Origin of the sequence: Oryzomicrobium terrae (genome assembly GCF_008274805.1) — a bacterium.
GTDB classification, from domain to species: domain Bacteria; phylum Pseudomonadota; class Gammaproteobacteria; order Burkholderiales; family Rhodocyclaceae; genus Oryzomicrobium; species Oryzomicrobium terrae.
Window position 1 is genome coordinate 2,925,613 of the sequence record NZ_CP022579.1, and the last position, 14,128, is coordinate 2,939,740.

A 14,128-nucleotide genomic window follows, 5' to 3' on the forward strand; every position below is an offset into this window, starting at 1 on the left:
TCCTTCAACCAAAAAAGGGATGGGCCCCGGCGGGGACGAACACGCTCAATTCGGTGCCGCTGGCCCCGGATTCGATCGACAGGGTGCCACGCAGGGCAGCCAGGCGCTCGCGCATGTTGCGCAGGCCGATGCCGCTGCGCGGGTGCTGCTCGACCCCGGCCACGTCGAACCCCTGGCCGTCATCGCGGATCGACAGGCGCAGGCCCAGGGCGTCCTGGGTGGTCTCGATGCTCACCGAGGTGGCCCCGGCATGGCGCTCCACGTTGGACAAGGCTTCCTGGGCGACACGGAACAGGGCCGTCACCACCGCCTCGGGCAACTCGCCTCCGCTGCCCCGGTGCGACACGGAAACCGTCAGCCCGGTTCGATCGGCGAAGTCCCGGCCCAGGTGGTCGAGGGCCGCCGCCAACCCCAGATCGTCGAGCAGCGCCGGACGCAGGGCGTGGGAGATGCGCCGCACCTCGCCAAGGATTTCATTCAGCCGGGTGATGCCCCGCTCCAGCAGCGGCGTCGCCTCCGCCGCCCGCTCCGGCCCCTGGGCGAGGCGGCTGCGCGCCGATTCGAGGAAGAACTTCACCGACACCAGCATCTGGCTGACGCCGTCGTGCAGTTCCCGGGAAAGCCGCGCCCGCTCTTCTTCCTGGGACGACACCACCTGACGCGCCAGGGTGCGCAGCTTGACGTCGGCCAGGCGGTGCTCGCTGATGTTGAGGGCCAGGCCGGCCACGCCCACCAGCAGCGCCGCCACCACGGCGATGGCCGCCACCACCTGCAGGTTGGTATCGATCTGGCGCACCGACTCGCGGTGGATGCGCTTGAGCGCCTCGTCCACGTCGTCCAGGTAGATGCCGGTGCCGATCATCCAGCCCCAGCGTTCGAGCGGAATCACGTAACCGAGCTTTTGCTCCATGCGGCGGGTGGTGGGCCGCTCCCACAGGTAGGGCTCGTAGCCGCCGCCGCCCTTGGCCCGGGCGAGCAGGCGCTGGATGGTGGGGGTGCCGTTGGGATCGCGCAGCTCCCACAGGTTGCGCCCCACCAGCTCGGGCTGGCGCGGGTGCATCAGGTTGTTGCCGTTCTGGTCATAGACGAAGAAGTAGCCGTCCACGCCAAAGGCCAGGCGCGACAGCACGTCCTTCACCTGCTGCTGGGCGGCGGCATCGTTGCGGCCGCTGTCGTAGATCGGCGCGATGGCGGCCCGGGCCAGCTCCATGTAGTGCTTGAGCTCGGCCTCCTTCATGGCGTTGAGCACCGGCGCCACGGCGGCTGCCTCTTCCCGGGCCAGGGCCTCGCCCTGCTGGCGGATCGCCAGGGCGATGGAAATGCAGGCGATCACCAGGGGCACCACCGCCAGCAGCAGGATCTTGCGGCGCAGGCGCCCCTCGGCGGAAGGACGCACCGAGGCCTCGCTACGTGATACCACGTAGTCGGGCTGCGTAGTAGCTCGGATTTTGTCCATTCCCAACTCCTCATACATTTCGCTACCCGGTCGACGTTGCGTCCGGACCGTTAGTTTACCGGCTCGCCCACCGGCGGGACCGGATCGTTTTCATACCAAGGAAAAACGAGGAGATCCATGAAATCCATCCAGCGCCATCTCGGCTGGGCGGCGGTCGCGCTTCTGGGCGCGGCTGCATTCGGTGTCGTCGCCCTGCAGCGCGGCGAGACCATCAACGCCCTGTGGCTCGTCATCGCCGCCGTCTGCACCTACCTGATCGCCTACCGCTACTACAGCCTGTACATCGCCGACCGGGTGATGGAGCTGGACCCGACCCGGATGACCCCGGCGGTGCGCCATAACGACGGCCTGGACTACGTGCCGACCAACAAATACGTGCTGTTCGGCCACCACTTCGCCGCCATCGCCGGTGCCGGCCCCCTGGTGGGCCCGGTGCTCGCCGCCCAGATGGGCTACCTGCCGGGCATGCTGTGGATCCTGGCCGGGGTGGTCTTCGCCGGCGCGGTGCAGGACTTCATGGTGCTGTTCATTTCCACCCGCCGCGACGGCCGCTCCCTGGGCGACCTGGTCAAGTCCGAGCTGGGCGTGGCCCCGGGCGTGATCGCCCTGTTCGGCACCTTCATGATCATGGTCATCATCCTGGCAGTGCTGGCCCTGATCGTGGTCAAGGCCCTGGCCGGTTCCCCCTGGGGCACGTTCACCGTCGCCGCCACCATCCCCATCGCCCTGTTCATGGGCGTCTATTGCCGCTACATCCGCCCGGGCCGCATCGCCGAGATGTCCCTGATCGGCTTCGTGCTGCTGATGGCCTCCATCGTCTACGGCGGCGACATCGCCGCCAGCCCGGTATGGGGCCCCCTGTTCACCTTCGACGGCAAGCAGCTGACCTGGATGCTGATCGGCTACGGCTTCATCGCCTCGGTGCTGCCGGTGTGGCTGCTGCTGGCGCCCCGGGACTACCTGTCCACCTTCCTCAAGATCGGCACCATCGTCGGCCTGGCCATCGGCATCGCCATCGTCGCCCCCAACCTGCAGATGCCGGCCCTGACCAAGTTCATCGACGGCTCCGGCCCGGTGTGGGCGGGCAGCCTGTTCCCCTTCCTCTTCATCACCATCGCCTGTGGCGCCGTGTCCGGCTTCCATGCCCTGATTTCCTCGGGCACCACGCCGAAGCTGCTCGACAACGAGAAGAACGCCCGCATCATCGGCTACGGCGGCATGCTGATGGAGTCGTTCGTCGCCATCATGGCCCTGGTGGCCGCCTCGGTGATCGACCCGGGCGTGTACTTCGCCATGAACAGCCCGGTGGCCGTGATCGGCAAGACTGCCCAGGAAGCCGCCCAGGTGATCTCCCAGTGGGGGTTCGTGGTCACTCCGGACGTGCTGCTGCAAACCGCCAAGGACGTGGGTGAGCAGAGCATCATCTCCCGCGCTGGCGGCGCCCCGACCCTGGCCGTGGGCATGGCCCACATCCTGGCCAGCGTGATCGGCGGCAAGACCATGATGGCCTTCTGGTACCACTTCGCCATCCTGTTCGAAGCCCTGTTCATCCTCACCGCCGTGGACGCCGGCACCCGGGCCGGCCGCTTCATGCTGCAGGACCTGCTCGGCACCTTCGTGCCGTCGATGAAGCGCATGGATTCGATCGTCGCCAGCCTCACCGCCACCGCCCTGTGCGTGGCCGCCTGGGGCTACTTCCTGTATCAGGGCGTGGTCGACCCCCTCGGCGGCATCAACACCCTGTGGCCCCTGTTCGGCATCGCCAACCAGATGCTCGCCGGCGTGGCCCTGATGCTGGCCACCGTGGTGCTATTCAAGATGAAGCGCCAGCGCTTCGCCTGGGTGACCATCGTGCCCACCGTCTGGCTGCTGCTGTGCACCCTCACCGCCGGCTGGCAGAAGGTGTTCCACGAGAACCCCAAGATCGGTTTCCTCGCCGCCGCCAACAAGTACCACGCCGCCATGGACAAGGGCGAACTGCTGGCCCCGGCCAAGACCATGGAGCAAATGCACCAGATCGTGCTGAACAACTACATCGACGCCGGCATGGCGGCCCTGTTCCTGTTCCTGGTGGTGAGCATCCTGTTCTTTGCCGTGCCCGCCTGCCGCAAGGCCCTGGGCAAGCGCGAGCGCACCGACCGGGAAACTCCCTTCGAGCTGATGCCCGAAGGCGTCCGGGTGTAAGGAAGGGCGACCGTGTTTTCCGACCTCGCCCGCGTCGGCAAGTACCTCGGCCAGGCCGCCCGCCTGATGGTGGGCGTCCCCGACTACGACGCCTACGTGCAGCACATGCGCCTGACCCATCCGGAGCAGACGCCCATGAGCTACGAGGAGTTCTTCCGCGAGCGCCAGGAAGCCCGCTACGGCGGCGCCGACGGGCGCCCCGGGCGCTGCTGCTGAGCGCCCGGCCTCATCGCCTCACCGCCGGCCGACCGACCTTGCGTCGTGTCGGCCGGTTTTTCGTTGGACGACCATGAACGTGCCCCACTCCCAACCCCTGCCCCCCATTCCGGTGACCATCCTCACCGGCTTCCTCGGCGCCGGCAAAACCACCCTGCTCAACCGCCTCATCGCCGCCGCCGGCGACACGCGCATCGCCGTGGTGGAGAACGAGTTCGGCGCCGTCGGCATCGACGGCGGTCTGATCGGCACGGCCTCCCGCCCCGACATCACCGTGGTCGAACTGGCCAACGGCTGCGTCTGCTGCAGCGTGCGCGGCGAAATGAGCCGGGCCCTGGCCGACCTGGCCGACCGGCGCGACGCCGGCACCCTGGCCTTCGACCGGCTGGTGCTGGAAACCACCGGCCTGGCCGACCCGGCCCCGGTGGCTCAGGCCTTTTTCGTCGATGAAGGCGTGCGGGAACGCTACGTGCTCGACGGCATTCTCACCCTGGTAGATGCGGTGCACGCCCCCGCCCAGCTCGACGAGCAGCGGGTGGCCGCCGCCCAGGTGGGCTTTGCCGACCGGCTGTTGCTGACCAAGACCGACCTGGTGGACGACGCCCAGGTGGAGGCGCTGACCGAGCGCCTGCGCCGCATCAACGCCCGGGCGCCAATCGCCCCGCCTCCGACGGATGGCCGGGTGGCCGACCTGCTGGCGCTGAACGCCTTCCACCTGGACGACGTGCTGGAGATCGACCCCACCTTCCTCACCGGCCACCACCCCAAGGGGCTGGCCCGCAGCGGGGTCGTGGCCGATGCCAGCGCCGCGGAACACACCCGCTCTTGGGACGACGACGTTTCCTCCCTGGTACTGCGCCACCCCGGCGCCGTTGACGTGGACCGCATCGGCGCCTTCGTCGAGGGCCTGCTCGAGACCAACGGCAACGACATGCTGCGCTACAAAGGCGTGCTGGCGGTGCGCGACAACCCGCAGCGCCTCGTCTTCCAAGGCGTGCACCGCATCACCGGCTTCGACTACGGCCGTCCCTGGGCAGAGGGCGAAGCCCGGGAAAGCCTGATCGTCATCATCGGCCGCCGGCTCGACGCCGCGGCGATCGAGGCGGGTTTTCAAGCGGCCTGCCGCTAAGCCTGCCCGTTACCGGCGTAAAAAAGGCGGCCCCAAAGGCCGCCTTTTTTGTCCTGCCGCCCACCGCGGCGCCAGCGATGGCACCCTAGCGGGCCGCCTCGGCGACGAAGATTTCTACCCGCCGGTTATGCGCCCGGCCAGCGGCGGTGCCGTTGTCGGCCACCGGTTCCCGCGCGCCCCGGCCGTCGATGCTGATCCGGTTCATCGCCACGCCCCGCTCCACCAGGTAGTCCCGGGTGGCACTGGCCCGGTTCACCGACAGGGGCTGATTGATCGCGTCCGAGCCGGTGTTGTCGGTATGGCCGACGATGCGCACCGTGGTCACCGGGTTCTGGTTCAGGGTGGTGGCGAAGCGGTCCAGGATCGGCCGCAGGTTAGGCTTGATCACGTAGCTGCCCGAATCGAAGGAAATGTCGCTGGGGATATCGAGCTTCAACTGGTTGTCAGCGGTCTGGCTGACCTTCACCCCGGTCCCCTGGGTGGCCTGTTCCATGGCGGCTTTCTGCTCCTGCATGTGCCGCGACCACAGGTAGCCGCCCCCGGCCCCAAGGGCCCCGCCGAGCACCGCCCCGGTGGCGGCGCCACGCCCGCCGTGAGTCGCGCCGCCCACCACCGCCCCGGCCAGGGCGCCGATGGCTGCCCCCGTTCCGGTGGTGCGCTGGGTTTCGCTCATGTCGGCACAACCTCCCAGGCCGCCGACCCCGATCACCACAGCCGCAAGCGCGGCACCGATCTTGTTCATGTTCCCGCCTCCAGAGAAACCCGTTGAACTTTATATATAGCCAAACAACGGGGCTTTTTCGCAGGGCGGCACGGACGGGCGGCGTGGAATCACCCTCTCCGCGGCATCTCCCCTCTCCATCCACCCCCAGGCTTGGTCACAGCCACTTGGCCCGCTTGAAGCGGTAGTACAGGTAGCCGCAGGTCATCGCGATCACTCCCAGGGCCATGGGGTAGCCGAATTCCCAGTCCAGTTCGGGCATGGCCTTGAAGTTCATGCCCCAGATGCCGGCGAAGGCGGTGGCCACGGCGAAGATACCGGCCCAGGCGGCGAGCTTCTTGTTCACCTCGTTTTCTTCGATGGTGACCATGGACAGATTCACCTGCATGGCGGTGCCGATGGTGTCGCGGCAGGCGTCGAGGGCGGCGTTGATGCGCACCAGGTGGTCGTAAACGTCGCGGAAGTAGTGCTGGCTGCTGGCGCAGACCTCCGGCACCCGGCCGCCGGCCAGCTTGCCCGCCGCTTCCATGAGGGGCGAAACGGCGTGGCGTAGTTCGGTGACCTTGCGCTTGAGTTGGTAGAGGCGCTCGATGTTGGAGCGGGCGGCGCCCTTGGCGAAGATCTGCTCCTCCACCGTTTCCAGCTCGGCCTCCAGTTCGCTCAGCACCGGGAAATAGCGATCCACCACCGCGTCCATCAGGGCGTAGAAGACGAAGCCGGCGCCGTCCTTGAGGCGGTGCGGCTCGCGCTCGCAGCGGCCGCGCACGCCGAGGAAGTCGTGGCTGCTGCGGTTGCGCACCGACAGCACGTAGTTGTGGCCGACGAAGACATCCACCTCGCCGCAGTTCAGTTCGCCGTCCTGCATTTCGATCAGCTGCATCACGGCAAACAGGGAATCGTCGTATTCCTCGACCTTGGGCCGCTGGTGGCCGTGCAAGGCGTCTTCCACCGCCAGTTCGTGGAGGTGGAACTCCTGGCGCATTTCCTCCAGTTCTTCCCGGGTGGCGTCGCGCAGGGCGACCCAGACGAAACAGCCGGGGAGGACCAGGTAGTCGCTGATTTCGGCAATGGAGATATCGGCGAGTTTTTTGCCTTCTCGGTAGGCGACGCAATTGATCAGCATAGTGGTGCGAAGTGTAGCGGGCCCCAGGCGGGGCGCGGAGATTGGGGTGATGCCGTGGGAGACGGCGGCGCGGGCGCGTTAGAATCCTCACCATAACCACAGAACGGAGGACCGTCCATGCCCCGCCATACCAAGATCGTCGCCACCCTCGGCCCCGCCTCCAGCGATGCCGAGACCCTGACCCGCATGATCGCCGCCGGGGTAGACGTGGTGCGCCTGAACTTCTCCCACGGCAAGGCCGAGGACCACATCGCCCGGGTGGCTGCGGTGCGCGCCGCCGCCGAGCAGGTGGGCCGGCCGGTGGGCATCCTGGCCGACCTGCAGGGGCCGAAGATCCGCGTCGGCAAGTTTGCCGCCGGCAAGGTGACCCTGGCCAAGGGCCAGGCCTTCATCCTCGACGCCGCCTGCGACCTGGGCAACGACGAGCGGGTCGGGCTGGACTACAAGGACCTGCCCAAGGACGTGTCCGCCGGCTCGGTGCTGCTGCTCGACGACGGCCGCATCGTGCTCGACGTGGTGCGCGTGGCCGGTCCGGAAATCCACTGCACGGTGCGCCACGGCGGCGAGCTGTCCAACAACAAGGGCATCAACCGTCAGGGCGGCGGCCTGTCCGCCCCGGCGCTCACCGCCAAGGACATGGAAGACCTGAAGGTGGCCGCCCAGCTGGGCGTCGATTTTCTCGCCGTGTCCTTCCCCAAGAGCGCCGCCGACATGTACATGGCCCGCCAGCTGCTGCGCGCCGCCGGCGGCCGGGCGCTGCTGATCGCAAAGATCGAGCGCACCGAGGCGGTGGAAAACCTGGGCGAGGTGCTCGACGCCTCCGACGGCGTCATGGTGGCCCGGGGCGACCTGGCGGTGGAAGTGGGCGACGCCGCCGTGCCGGCCCTGCAGAAGAAGATGATCCGCATGGCCCGGGAGAAGAACAAGGTGGCGATCACCGCCACCCAGATGATGGAATCGATGATCCATTCGCCGGTGCCGACCCGGGCCGAGGTGTCCGACGTGGCCAACGCCGTGCTCGACGGCACCGACGCGGTGATGCTGTCGGCCGAGACCGCCTCGGGCGCCTACCCGGTGGAGACGGTGGAAGCCATGGTGCGGGTGTGCGTCGAGGCCGAGCGCTCGGCGGAAGTGACCCTGGACCGGGAATTCCTCGACCGTATCTTCACCCGCATCGACCAGTCGATCGCCATGGCCGCCATCTGGACCGCCCACCACCTCAAGGTGAAGGCCATCGCCGCCCTGTCCCAGTCCGGCTCCACCGCATTGTGGATGAGCCGCCTCAACTGCGGCGTGCCGGTCTACGCCCTGACCCCGGACCCGGCCGCCGTGGGGCGCATGACCCTCTACCGGGAAGTCTGCCCCCTGCTGATGGGCGAGCAGCACACCGAGCGGGAACTGCTGCTGGCCGACGCCGAGCAGCTGCTGCTGGCCCGGGGCGTGGTCGACAAGGGCGACCTGATCGTGCTCACCATCGGCGAGCCGATCGGCACCCCGGGGGGCACCAACACCCTGAAGATCGTCCGGGTCGGCGAGCACCAGGCGCCCACCGTTTAAGCCCCTGCCCCAAACCCCAGGCGGGACGGGCATCTTCACGCCTCCATCGCCAAACGCCGCGCCCCTGGCCGATCTCCGGCCCCCCCCTTTGGAGATCGGCCAGGGGCGCGGCGTTTCAGCCAGGCATCCCCACCGGCAGTGGTGCCTGATGGCGTTAGCGGAACACCCCCACCACCTTGAGCAGGGCGATCAGAATCACCGCCCCGAGCACGCCGAAAGCCAGCCCGACCAGGGAAAAGCTGCCGGCGCTTTCTGCTGCGCCGATGCCGATCACGTCGCCGAAGAACCAGCGCCCCAACGCCGAGCCGATGATCCCGACCAGAACGTTGGCAATGATGCCCTGCTGGGCATCGGTGTTCATGATGCGGCTCGCGATCCAGCCGATCAAGCCGCCGACCAGAAGCGTGACGATCCAGCCCATGGCTGTCTCCGGTGGTGGGGGGTAAAACATTAGAGGCCGGCCGGGCCGGATCGTTTCATTGCCGGCGGCAATCCCGCCCCCGCACCTCTGCTAGAATCGCCGCGCCCGGTTCTGCCGGGCAGCATGACACCCACGCCTTCCAGGTGCCCGCAAGGGAGAATCGGGAACGCGGTGCGCCCCGCCACCGGCAGGGCAATTCCGCGACGTGCCCAACGCTGTGAGGGGGACTGCCGACGCACATGCCACTGATCGCCGCCGCTGCGGATTTCCGATCGGGAAGGCGCGCCGGCGGGACGATCCCGAGTCAGAAGACCGGCCTGGAGGAGTTTCGACGGACCGCACGGCCAGGCGGTCCGCCACCGTTCTTCACAAGGGGACTCCATGAAGACCGACTGCAGCATCCCGGCGACCCTCGCCGCCTCCTCCACGCCCGCCGGCCACCAGGCCATGCCCGACTTCACCGCCGAAGCCCGGGAAGCCCTCTACCACACCATCTTTTCGCGCCGCGACGTGCGCGGCCAGTTCCTCCCCGACCCGGTGCCGGACGAGGTGCTGTCGCGCCTGCTCACCGCCGCCCACTTCGCCCCCTCGGTGGGCTTCATGCAACCCTGGAGCTTCATCGTGGTCAAGGACCCGGCCACCAAGGCGGCGGTCCACGGCGCCTTCGACGAGGCCAACCGGGAGGCGGCGGAAATGTTCGAGGCGCACCGCCAGGGCACCTACCGCTCGCTCAAGCTCGAAGGCATCGAGGAAGCGCCGATCAACCTGTGCATCACCTGCGACCGGGACCGGGCCGGCCCGGTGGTGATCGGTCGCACCCACCTCAAGGTGATGGACATCTACAGCGCCGTCTGCGCCGTGCAGAACCTGTGGCTGGCGGCCCGGGCCGAGGGCCTCGGGGTCGGCTGGGTGTCGATCTTCCACCAGGCACGGCTGAAGGAAATCCTCGACATTCCCGAGCGGGTGATCCCGATCGCCTACCTATGCATCGGCCGGGTCAGCCACTTCTTCGACAAACCCGAACTGGAAACCGCCGGGTGGCGTTCCCGCCTGCCCCTGGAAACCCTGGTCCACGCCGAGCGTTTCGGCGCCCCGGTGCCGGCGGCCCTGGTGCCCCACCTGCAGGCCGACCAGGCCCGGGCGGCCCGGGAGCGCAAGCTCTAACCCCCACCATCGCGGCCCTGCGGCCGGGCTCCGGGAGTGCAAGGAAACGGGGTAAAATGCCCGCCTTTGCCCCCGGGGCCTTTGTTATTTTAGGAAGACCACCATGCCTCTCGTTTCGATGCGCCAACTCCTCGACCACGCCGCCGAGAATGGCTATGGCCTGCCCGCGTTCAACGTGAACAACATGGAGCAGGTCTGGGCCATCATGGAAGCCGCCAACGAGGTGAACGCCCCGGTGATCATGCAGGCCTCCGCCGGTGCCCGGAAATACGCCGGCGAGCCGTTCCTGCGCCACCAGATCCTCGCCGCCCTGGAAGCCTATCCCCACATCCCCGTGGTGATGCACCAGGACCACGGCCAGTCCCCCGCCGTGTGCATGGCCGCGATCCGCTCCGGCTTCTCCTCGGTGATGATGGACGGTTCCCTGGAAGAGGACGGCAAGTCCGTCGCCTCCTTCGAGTACAACGTGGCCGTGACCAAGAAGGTCACCGAACTGGCCCACGCCATCGGCGTGTCGGTGGAAGGCGAACTGGGCGTGCTCGGTTCCCTGGAAACCATGAAGGGCGACAAGGAAGACGGCCACGGCGCCGAGGGCACCATGACCCGCGACCAGCTGCTGACCGACCCGGACCAGGCCGCCGACTTCGTCAAGCAGACCAACTGCGACGCCCTGGCCATCGCCATCGGCACCAGCCACGGCGCCTACAAGTTCACCAAGAAGCCCACCGGCGACATCCTGGCCATCGACCGCATCGCCGAGATCCACGCCCGCATCCCCAACACCCACCTAGTGATGCACGGGTCCTCCTCGGTGCCCCAGGAACTGCTGGAAGAGATCCGCCAGTTCGGCGGCGACATGAAGGAAACCTACGGCGTGCCCGTGGAAGAGATCGTCAAGGGCATCAAGCACGGCGTGCGCAAGGTGAACATCGACACCGACATCCGCCTGGCCATGACCGGCGCGGTGCGCCGCTACTTGGTCGAGAACCCCGCCAAGTTCGACCCCCGCGACTTCCTCAAGCCCGCCCGGGAAGCGGCCAAGAAGATCTGCGTGGCCCGTTACCAGGCCTTCGGCTGCGAAGGTCAGGCGAGCAAGATCGTGCCCGTGTCCCTGGACAAGATGGCCGAGCGCTACAAGAAGGGCGAACTGAACCAGATCGTCCGCTAAGCGTTCGCCCAGCGCACCGCTTGCCTGCACCAAGACGGCATCGCCACGGCGATGCCGTCTTGCTTGCAAGTCCCGGAGACTTTTCATGCCCCGTCACTGCTTCACCTACGGTTCCCTGATGTGCGACGACATCATGGCCGCCGTGTGCGGCACCGCCTACCCCGGCCAGCCCGCCCGGCTGGCCGGCCACGTGCGCCACCCGGTGCAAGACGAGGCCTACCCGGGCATGGTGCCGGGGCCCGGCACAGTGGTCGGCGTGCTCTACCGTAACGTGGACGACGCAGCCCTGGCCCAGCTCGACCGCTTCGAAGGGCCGTACTACGAGCGCCGCACGGTCACCGTGACCTTGGACGATGGCAGCCCGGTCGAGGCCGAGACCTACCTTTTCCGCCCCCAGTACGCCTACCTGCTGCAGCCGGGGGAATGGGACGTCGCCGCCTTCCTGGCCCGGGGCAAAGCGGACTTTACCGCCCGCTACGTGGGCTACAGCCGCATCGAGAGCGCCTGAGCCATTCTTGTCAGCCGCCGCCCCGGCTGGCAAAGTCGACCGCCACCCACGCCCCCACCGCCCCATTTATGACCGCCTTCCGCGAACACCCCCTGCGCCAGCGCCTCAACGACGAGGTCCATTCCCGGCCGCCCATGGCGCTGTCCGGCGCAGAATGGATCAGCTATCTGGCGGTGCTCCACGACGGCGGCGATGCCGCTACCGAGGAGGCGCACCTGCACCAGCTGTGCGGCACCCTGGGCACCCAGCTGTGTCCGGTGATCCAGGGCGACCATTGGGTGATGGAAGCCGGCGACCTGCGCCTGAAGTGGGAGCGGCACAACGAATTTTCCAGCTACACCTTCTTCCGCCGCCGCCAGCCCGGCGACCCCCTGTACACCTCGGCCCTGTCGGCCCTGCCCGCCGACTGGCTGGCGGCCATCCCCGGCACCGTGCTAGTGGCCACCCACATCGAACTGCGCCCCGCCGCCGACATGGCGCCGGAAACGGTGCTCGCCGACCTGGCCCAGCGCGGTGACACGGTGGTGGCGAGCCAGGTGGCCGACGGCGCCGCCTGGGTGTATTCCGACTTTCAGCTGCACGACGGCTACTCTCGCTTCCTGGTCCTCGACGATCACCTGACCCACCGCCAGGCCGGGCGCACCGTGCAGCGCCTGCTGGAGATCGAGACCTACCGCATGATGGCCCTGCTGGCCTTTCCGGTGGCCAAGGAAGTGGGCCGCTTCCTGGCCCGGGCCGAGGGCGAGCTGGCCGACCTGATGGACCGCATGGGCGAGGCGCGCAGCACCGAGGACGAGCGCGTCCTGCTCACCCGCCTGACCCGCCTGGCCGCCGAGGTCGAACGCTCGGTGACCCGCACCGCCTTCCGCTTCGGCGCCGCCGAGGCCTACTACGCCCTGGTGCAGCAGCGTATCCGCGACCTGCGCGAGCAGCGCATCGCCGGCTTTCCACCCATCGACGAGTTCATGGAACGCCGCCTGGCCCCGGCCATTAGCACCTGCCTGTCGGTGGCGCGGCGCCAGACCGAGCTGTCCACCCGCATCGCGCGCAAGAGCGCCCTGCTGCGCACCCGGGTGGACATTGAGCTGGAGCGCCAGAACCAGGAGCTGCTGACCCAGATGAACCGGCGCGCCAAGCTCCAGCTGCGCCTCCAGGAAACCGTCGAAGGCCTGTCGGTGGTGGCCATCACCTACTACGCTTCCCAATTGGTGACTTACGTCTACAAGGGGATGAAATCCATGACCGGCGGCCCCTCCTACGAAGTCATCACCGCCATCGCCGTGCCGGTGATCGGCGCCCTGGTGGCGATCAGCATCCGCCGCATGCGCCGCGCCCTGGCCGCCGAAGAAGAAGGGCTGCACTGAGCCACCGCCTTCTCGTCCGTTTCTCGTCTATTTCCGTCCCGTTTTCCCTTTTCATTCCGTCACTTTCAGGAACCCTACCGTGACCGCTGCCCTGTTCGAATCCACCATCACCAGCCTGCCTCTGATCGCCCGGGGCAAGGTCCGGGACATCTACGCCGTGGGCGACGACAAGCTCCTCATCGTCACCTCCGACCGCCTGTCGGCCTTCGACGTGATCCTGCCCAACCCGATTCCGGGCAAGGGCAAGGTGCTCACCCAGGCCGCCAACTTCTGGTTCGACCGGCTCGCCCACATCGTCCCCAGCCAGCTCACCGGCATCGACCCGGAAACCGTGGTGGCCGAGAACGAGCGCGAGCAGGTGCGCGGCCGCTCCCTGGTGGTCAAGCGTTTGAAGCCCCTGCCCATCGAGGCGGTGGTGCGCGGCTACCTGATCGGCTCCGGCTGGAAGGACTACCAGGAAACCGGCACCGTCTGCGGCATCAAGCTGCCCGCCGGCCTGAAAATGGCCGCCAAGCTACCCGAGCCGATCTTCACCCCGGCCACCAAGGCCGAGGTGGGCGACCACGACGAGAACATCTCCTTCGAGCAGGCCCAGACCCACTGCGCCGCGGTGCTCGCCGACGCCCTCTACGGCACCGGCAAGACCGGCGCTCAGCTGGCCACCGAGGCCCGCGACGTGGCGATCCGTCTATACACCGAAGCGGCCGACTACGCCGCCACCCGGGGCATCCTGATCGCCGACACCAAGTTCGAATTCGGCATCGACGACAAGGGCACCCTGCACCTGATCGACGAGGCCCTCACCCCGGACTCCTCCCGCTTCTGGCCTCGCGACGAATGGGCCGAGGGCCGCAACCCACCGTCCTTCGACAAGCAGTTCGTGCGCGACTACCTGGAAACCCTCAAGGACTGGGGCAAGAAGGCCCCCGGCCCGGAGCTGCCCGACGAGGTGATCGCCGTCACCGCCGCCAAGTACCGGGAAGCCTTCGAGCGCCTTTCCGGCAAGCCCCTGGCCGAGTAAGCGGCCATGCCCCGGGCCGCCGCACGCGCCCCGGGGCCACGTGCAGCCGGATCCCTGCCCCGCTGCATATCCGGAGAACCACCGCGCCACCCCGGG

Annotated in this window: 13 protein-coding genes and 1 riboswitch; of the genes, 9 read left to right on the forward strand and 4 right to left on the reverse strand. The window is 68.1% G+C overall.

Annotation, left to right across the window (positions count from 1 at the left end):
- Positions 1 to 4 precede the first annotated feature (4 nt).
- Positions 5 to 1,456, reverse strand: a complete 1,452-nt coding sequence (locus OTERR_RS13240; RefSeq protein ID WP_149426057.1) for a cache domain-containing protein — start codon at positions 1,454 to 1,456, stop codon at positions 5 to 7.
- 117 nt (positions 1,457 to 1,573) lie between these two features.
- Here OTERR_RS13240 and OTERR_RS13245 point away from each other — a divergent pair, with 117 nt between their 5' ends.
- From OTERR_RS13245 to OTERR_RS13255, 3 genes are all read left to right on the forward strand, one after another.
- Entirely contained in the window at positions 1,574 to 3,640 is a 2,067-nt protein-coding gene (locus OTERR_RS13245; RefSeq protein WP_149426058.1) for a carbon starvation CstA family protein, read from the forward strand.
- A 12-nt stretch (positions 3,641 to 3,652) separates the two neighbouring features.
- Positions 3,653 to 3,856, forward strand: coding sequence for a YbdD/YjiX family protein (locus OTERR_RS13250; protein WP_054622138.1), 204 nt, complete (start codon positions 3,653 to 3,655; stop codon positions 3,854 to 3,856).
- Between the two features lie 73 nt (positions 3,857 to 3,929).
- A complete protein-coding gene (locus OTERR_RS13255) occupies positions 3,930 to 4,985 on the forward strand; it encodes a CobW family GTP-binding protein (protein ID WP_149426059.1) in 1,056 nt (351 codons plus the stop codon).
- An 85-nt stretch (positions 4,986 to 5,070) separates the two neighbouring features.
- Here OTERR_RS13255 and OTERR_RS13260 read toward each other — a convergent pair whose 3' ends face one another.
- Together OTERR_RS13260 and corA are read right to left on the reverse strand one after the other, a co-directional pair.
- Complete coding sequence (locus OTERR_RS13260) at positions 5,071 to 5,727, reverse strand: YiaD family glycine zipper/OmpA-like lipoprotein (protein ID WP_149426060.1); 657 nt, start codon at positions 5,725 to 5,727, stop codon at positions 5,071 to 5,073.
- A gap of 136 nt (positions 5,728 to 5,863) precedes the next feature.
- Positions 5,864 to 6,829: a magnesium/cobalt transporter CorA gene (gene corA, locus OTERR_RS13265; protein ID WP_054622135.1), complete on the reverse strand. Its 966-nt coding sequence runs from the start codon at positions 6,827 to 6,829 to the stop codon at positions 5,864 to 5,866.
- Positions 6,830 to 6,946: 117 nt separating this feature from the next.
- On the opposite strand from corA, the gene pyk reads away from it, so the two are divergent.
- Positions 6,947 to 8,386: a pyruvate kinase gene (pyk, locus tag OTERR_RS13270; RefSeq protein WP_149426061.1), complete on the forward strand. Its 1,440-nt coding sequence runs from the start codon at positions 6,947 to 6,949 to the stop codon at positions 8,384 to 8,386.
- Positions 8,387 to 8,540: 154 nt separating this feature from the next.
- Here pyk and OTERR_RS13275 read toward each other — a convergent pair whose 3' ends face one another.
- The gene (locus OTERR_RS13275; RefSeq protein ID WP_149426062.1) at positions 8,541 to 8,807 is read right to left on the reverse strand and encodes a GlsB/YeaQ/YmgE family stress response membrane protein; all 267 of its coding nucleotides are present in this window, start codon (positions 8,805 to 8,807) and stop codon (positions 8,541 to 8,543) included.
- 124 nt (positions 8,808 to 8,931) lie between these two features.
- A riboswitch (cobalamin riboswitch) is annotated at positions 8,932 to 9,142 on the forward strand.
- Between the two features lie 46 nt (positions 9,143 to 9,188).
- On the opposite strand from OTERR_RS13275, the gene bluB reads away from it, so the two are divergent.
- From bluB to OTERR_RS13300, 5 genes are all read left to right on the forward strand, one after another.
- Positions 9,189 to 9,971, forward strand: a complete 783-nt coding sequence (bluB, locus tag OTERR_RS13280) for a 5,6-dimethylbenzimidazole synthase (protein WP_149426063.1) — start codon at positions 9,189 to 9,191, stop codon at positions 9,969 to 9,971.
- Positions 9,972 to 10,074: 103 nt separating this feature from the next.
- Positions 10,075 to 11,139 (forward strand): class II fructose-bisphosphate aldolase, encoded by a 1,065-nt coding sequence (gene fba / locus OTERR_RS13285; protein WP_054622132.1) that lies wholly within the window; start codon positions 10,075 to 10,077, stop codon positions 11,137 to 11,139.
- An 85-nt stretch (positions 11,140 to 11,224) separates the two neighbouring features.
- Complete coding sequence (locus OTERR_RS13290) at positions 11,225 to 11,647, forward strand: gamma-glutamylcyclotransferase family protein (RefSeq protein WP_054622131.1); 423 nt, start codon at positions 11,225 to 11,227, stop codon at positions 11,645 to 11,647.
- Between the two features lie 68 nt (positions 11,648 to 11,715).
- Positions 11,716 to 13,011 (forward strand): DUF3422 family protein, encoded by a 1,296-nt coding sequence (locus OTERR_RS13295; protein WP_149426064.1) that lies wholly within the window; start codon positions 11,716 to 11,718, stop codon positions 13,009 to 13,011.
- A gap of 79 nt (positions 13,012 to 13,090) precedes the next feature.
- Positions 13,091 to 14,032, forward strand: coding sequence for a phosphoribosylaminoimidazolesuccinocarboxamide synthase (locus tag OTERR_RS13300; RefSeq protein WP_149426065.1), 942 nt, complete (start codon positions 13,091 to 13,093; stop codon positions 14,030 to 14,032).
- Positions 14,033 to 14,128: the final 96 nt, after the last annotated feature.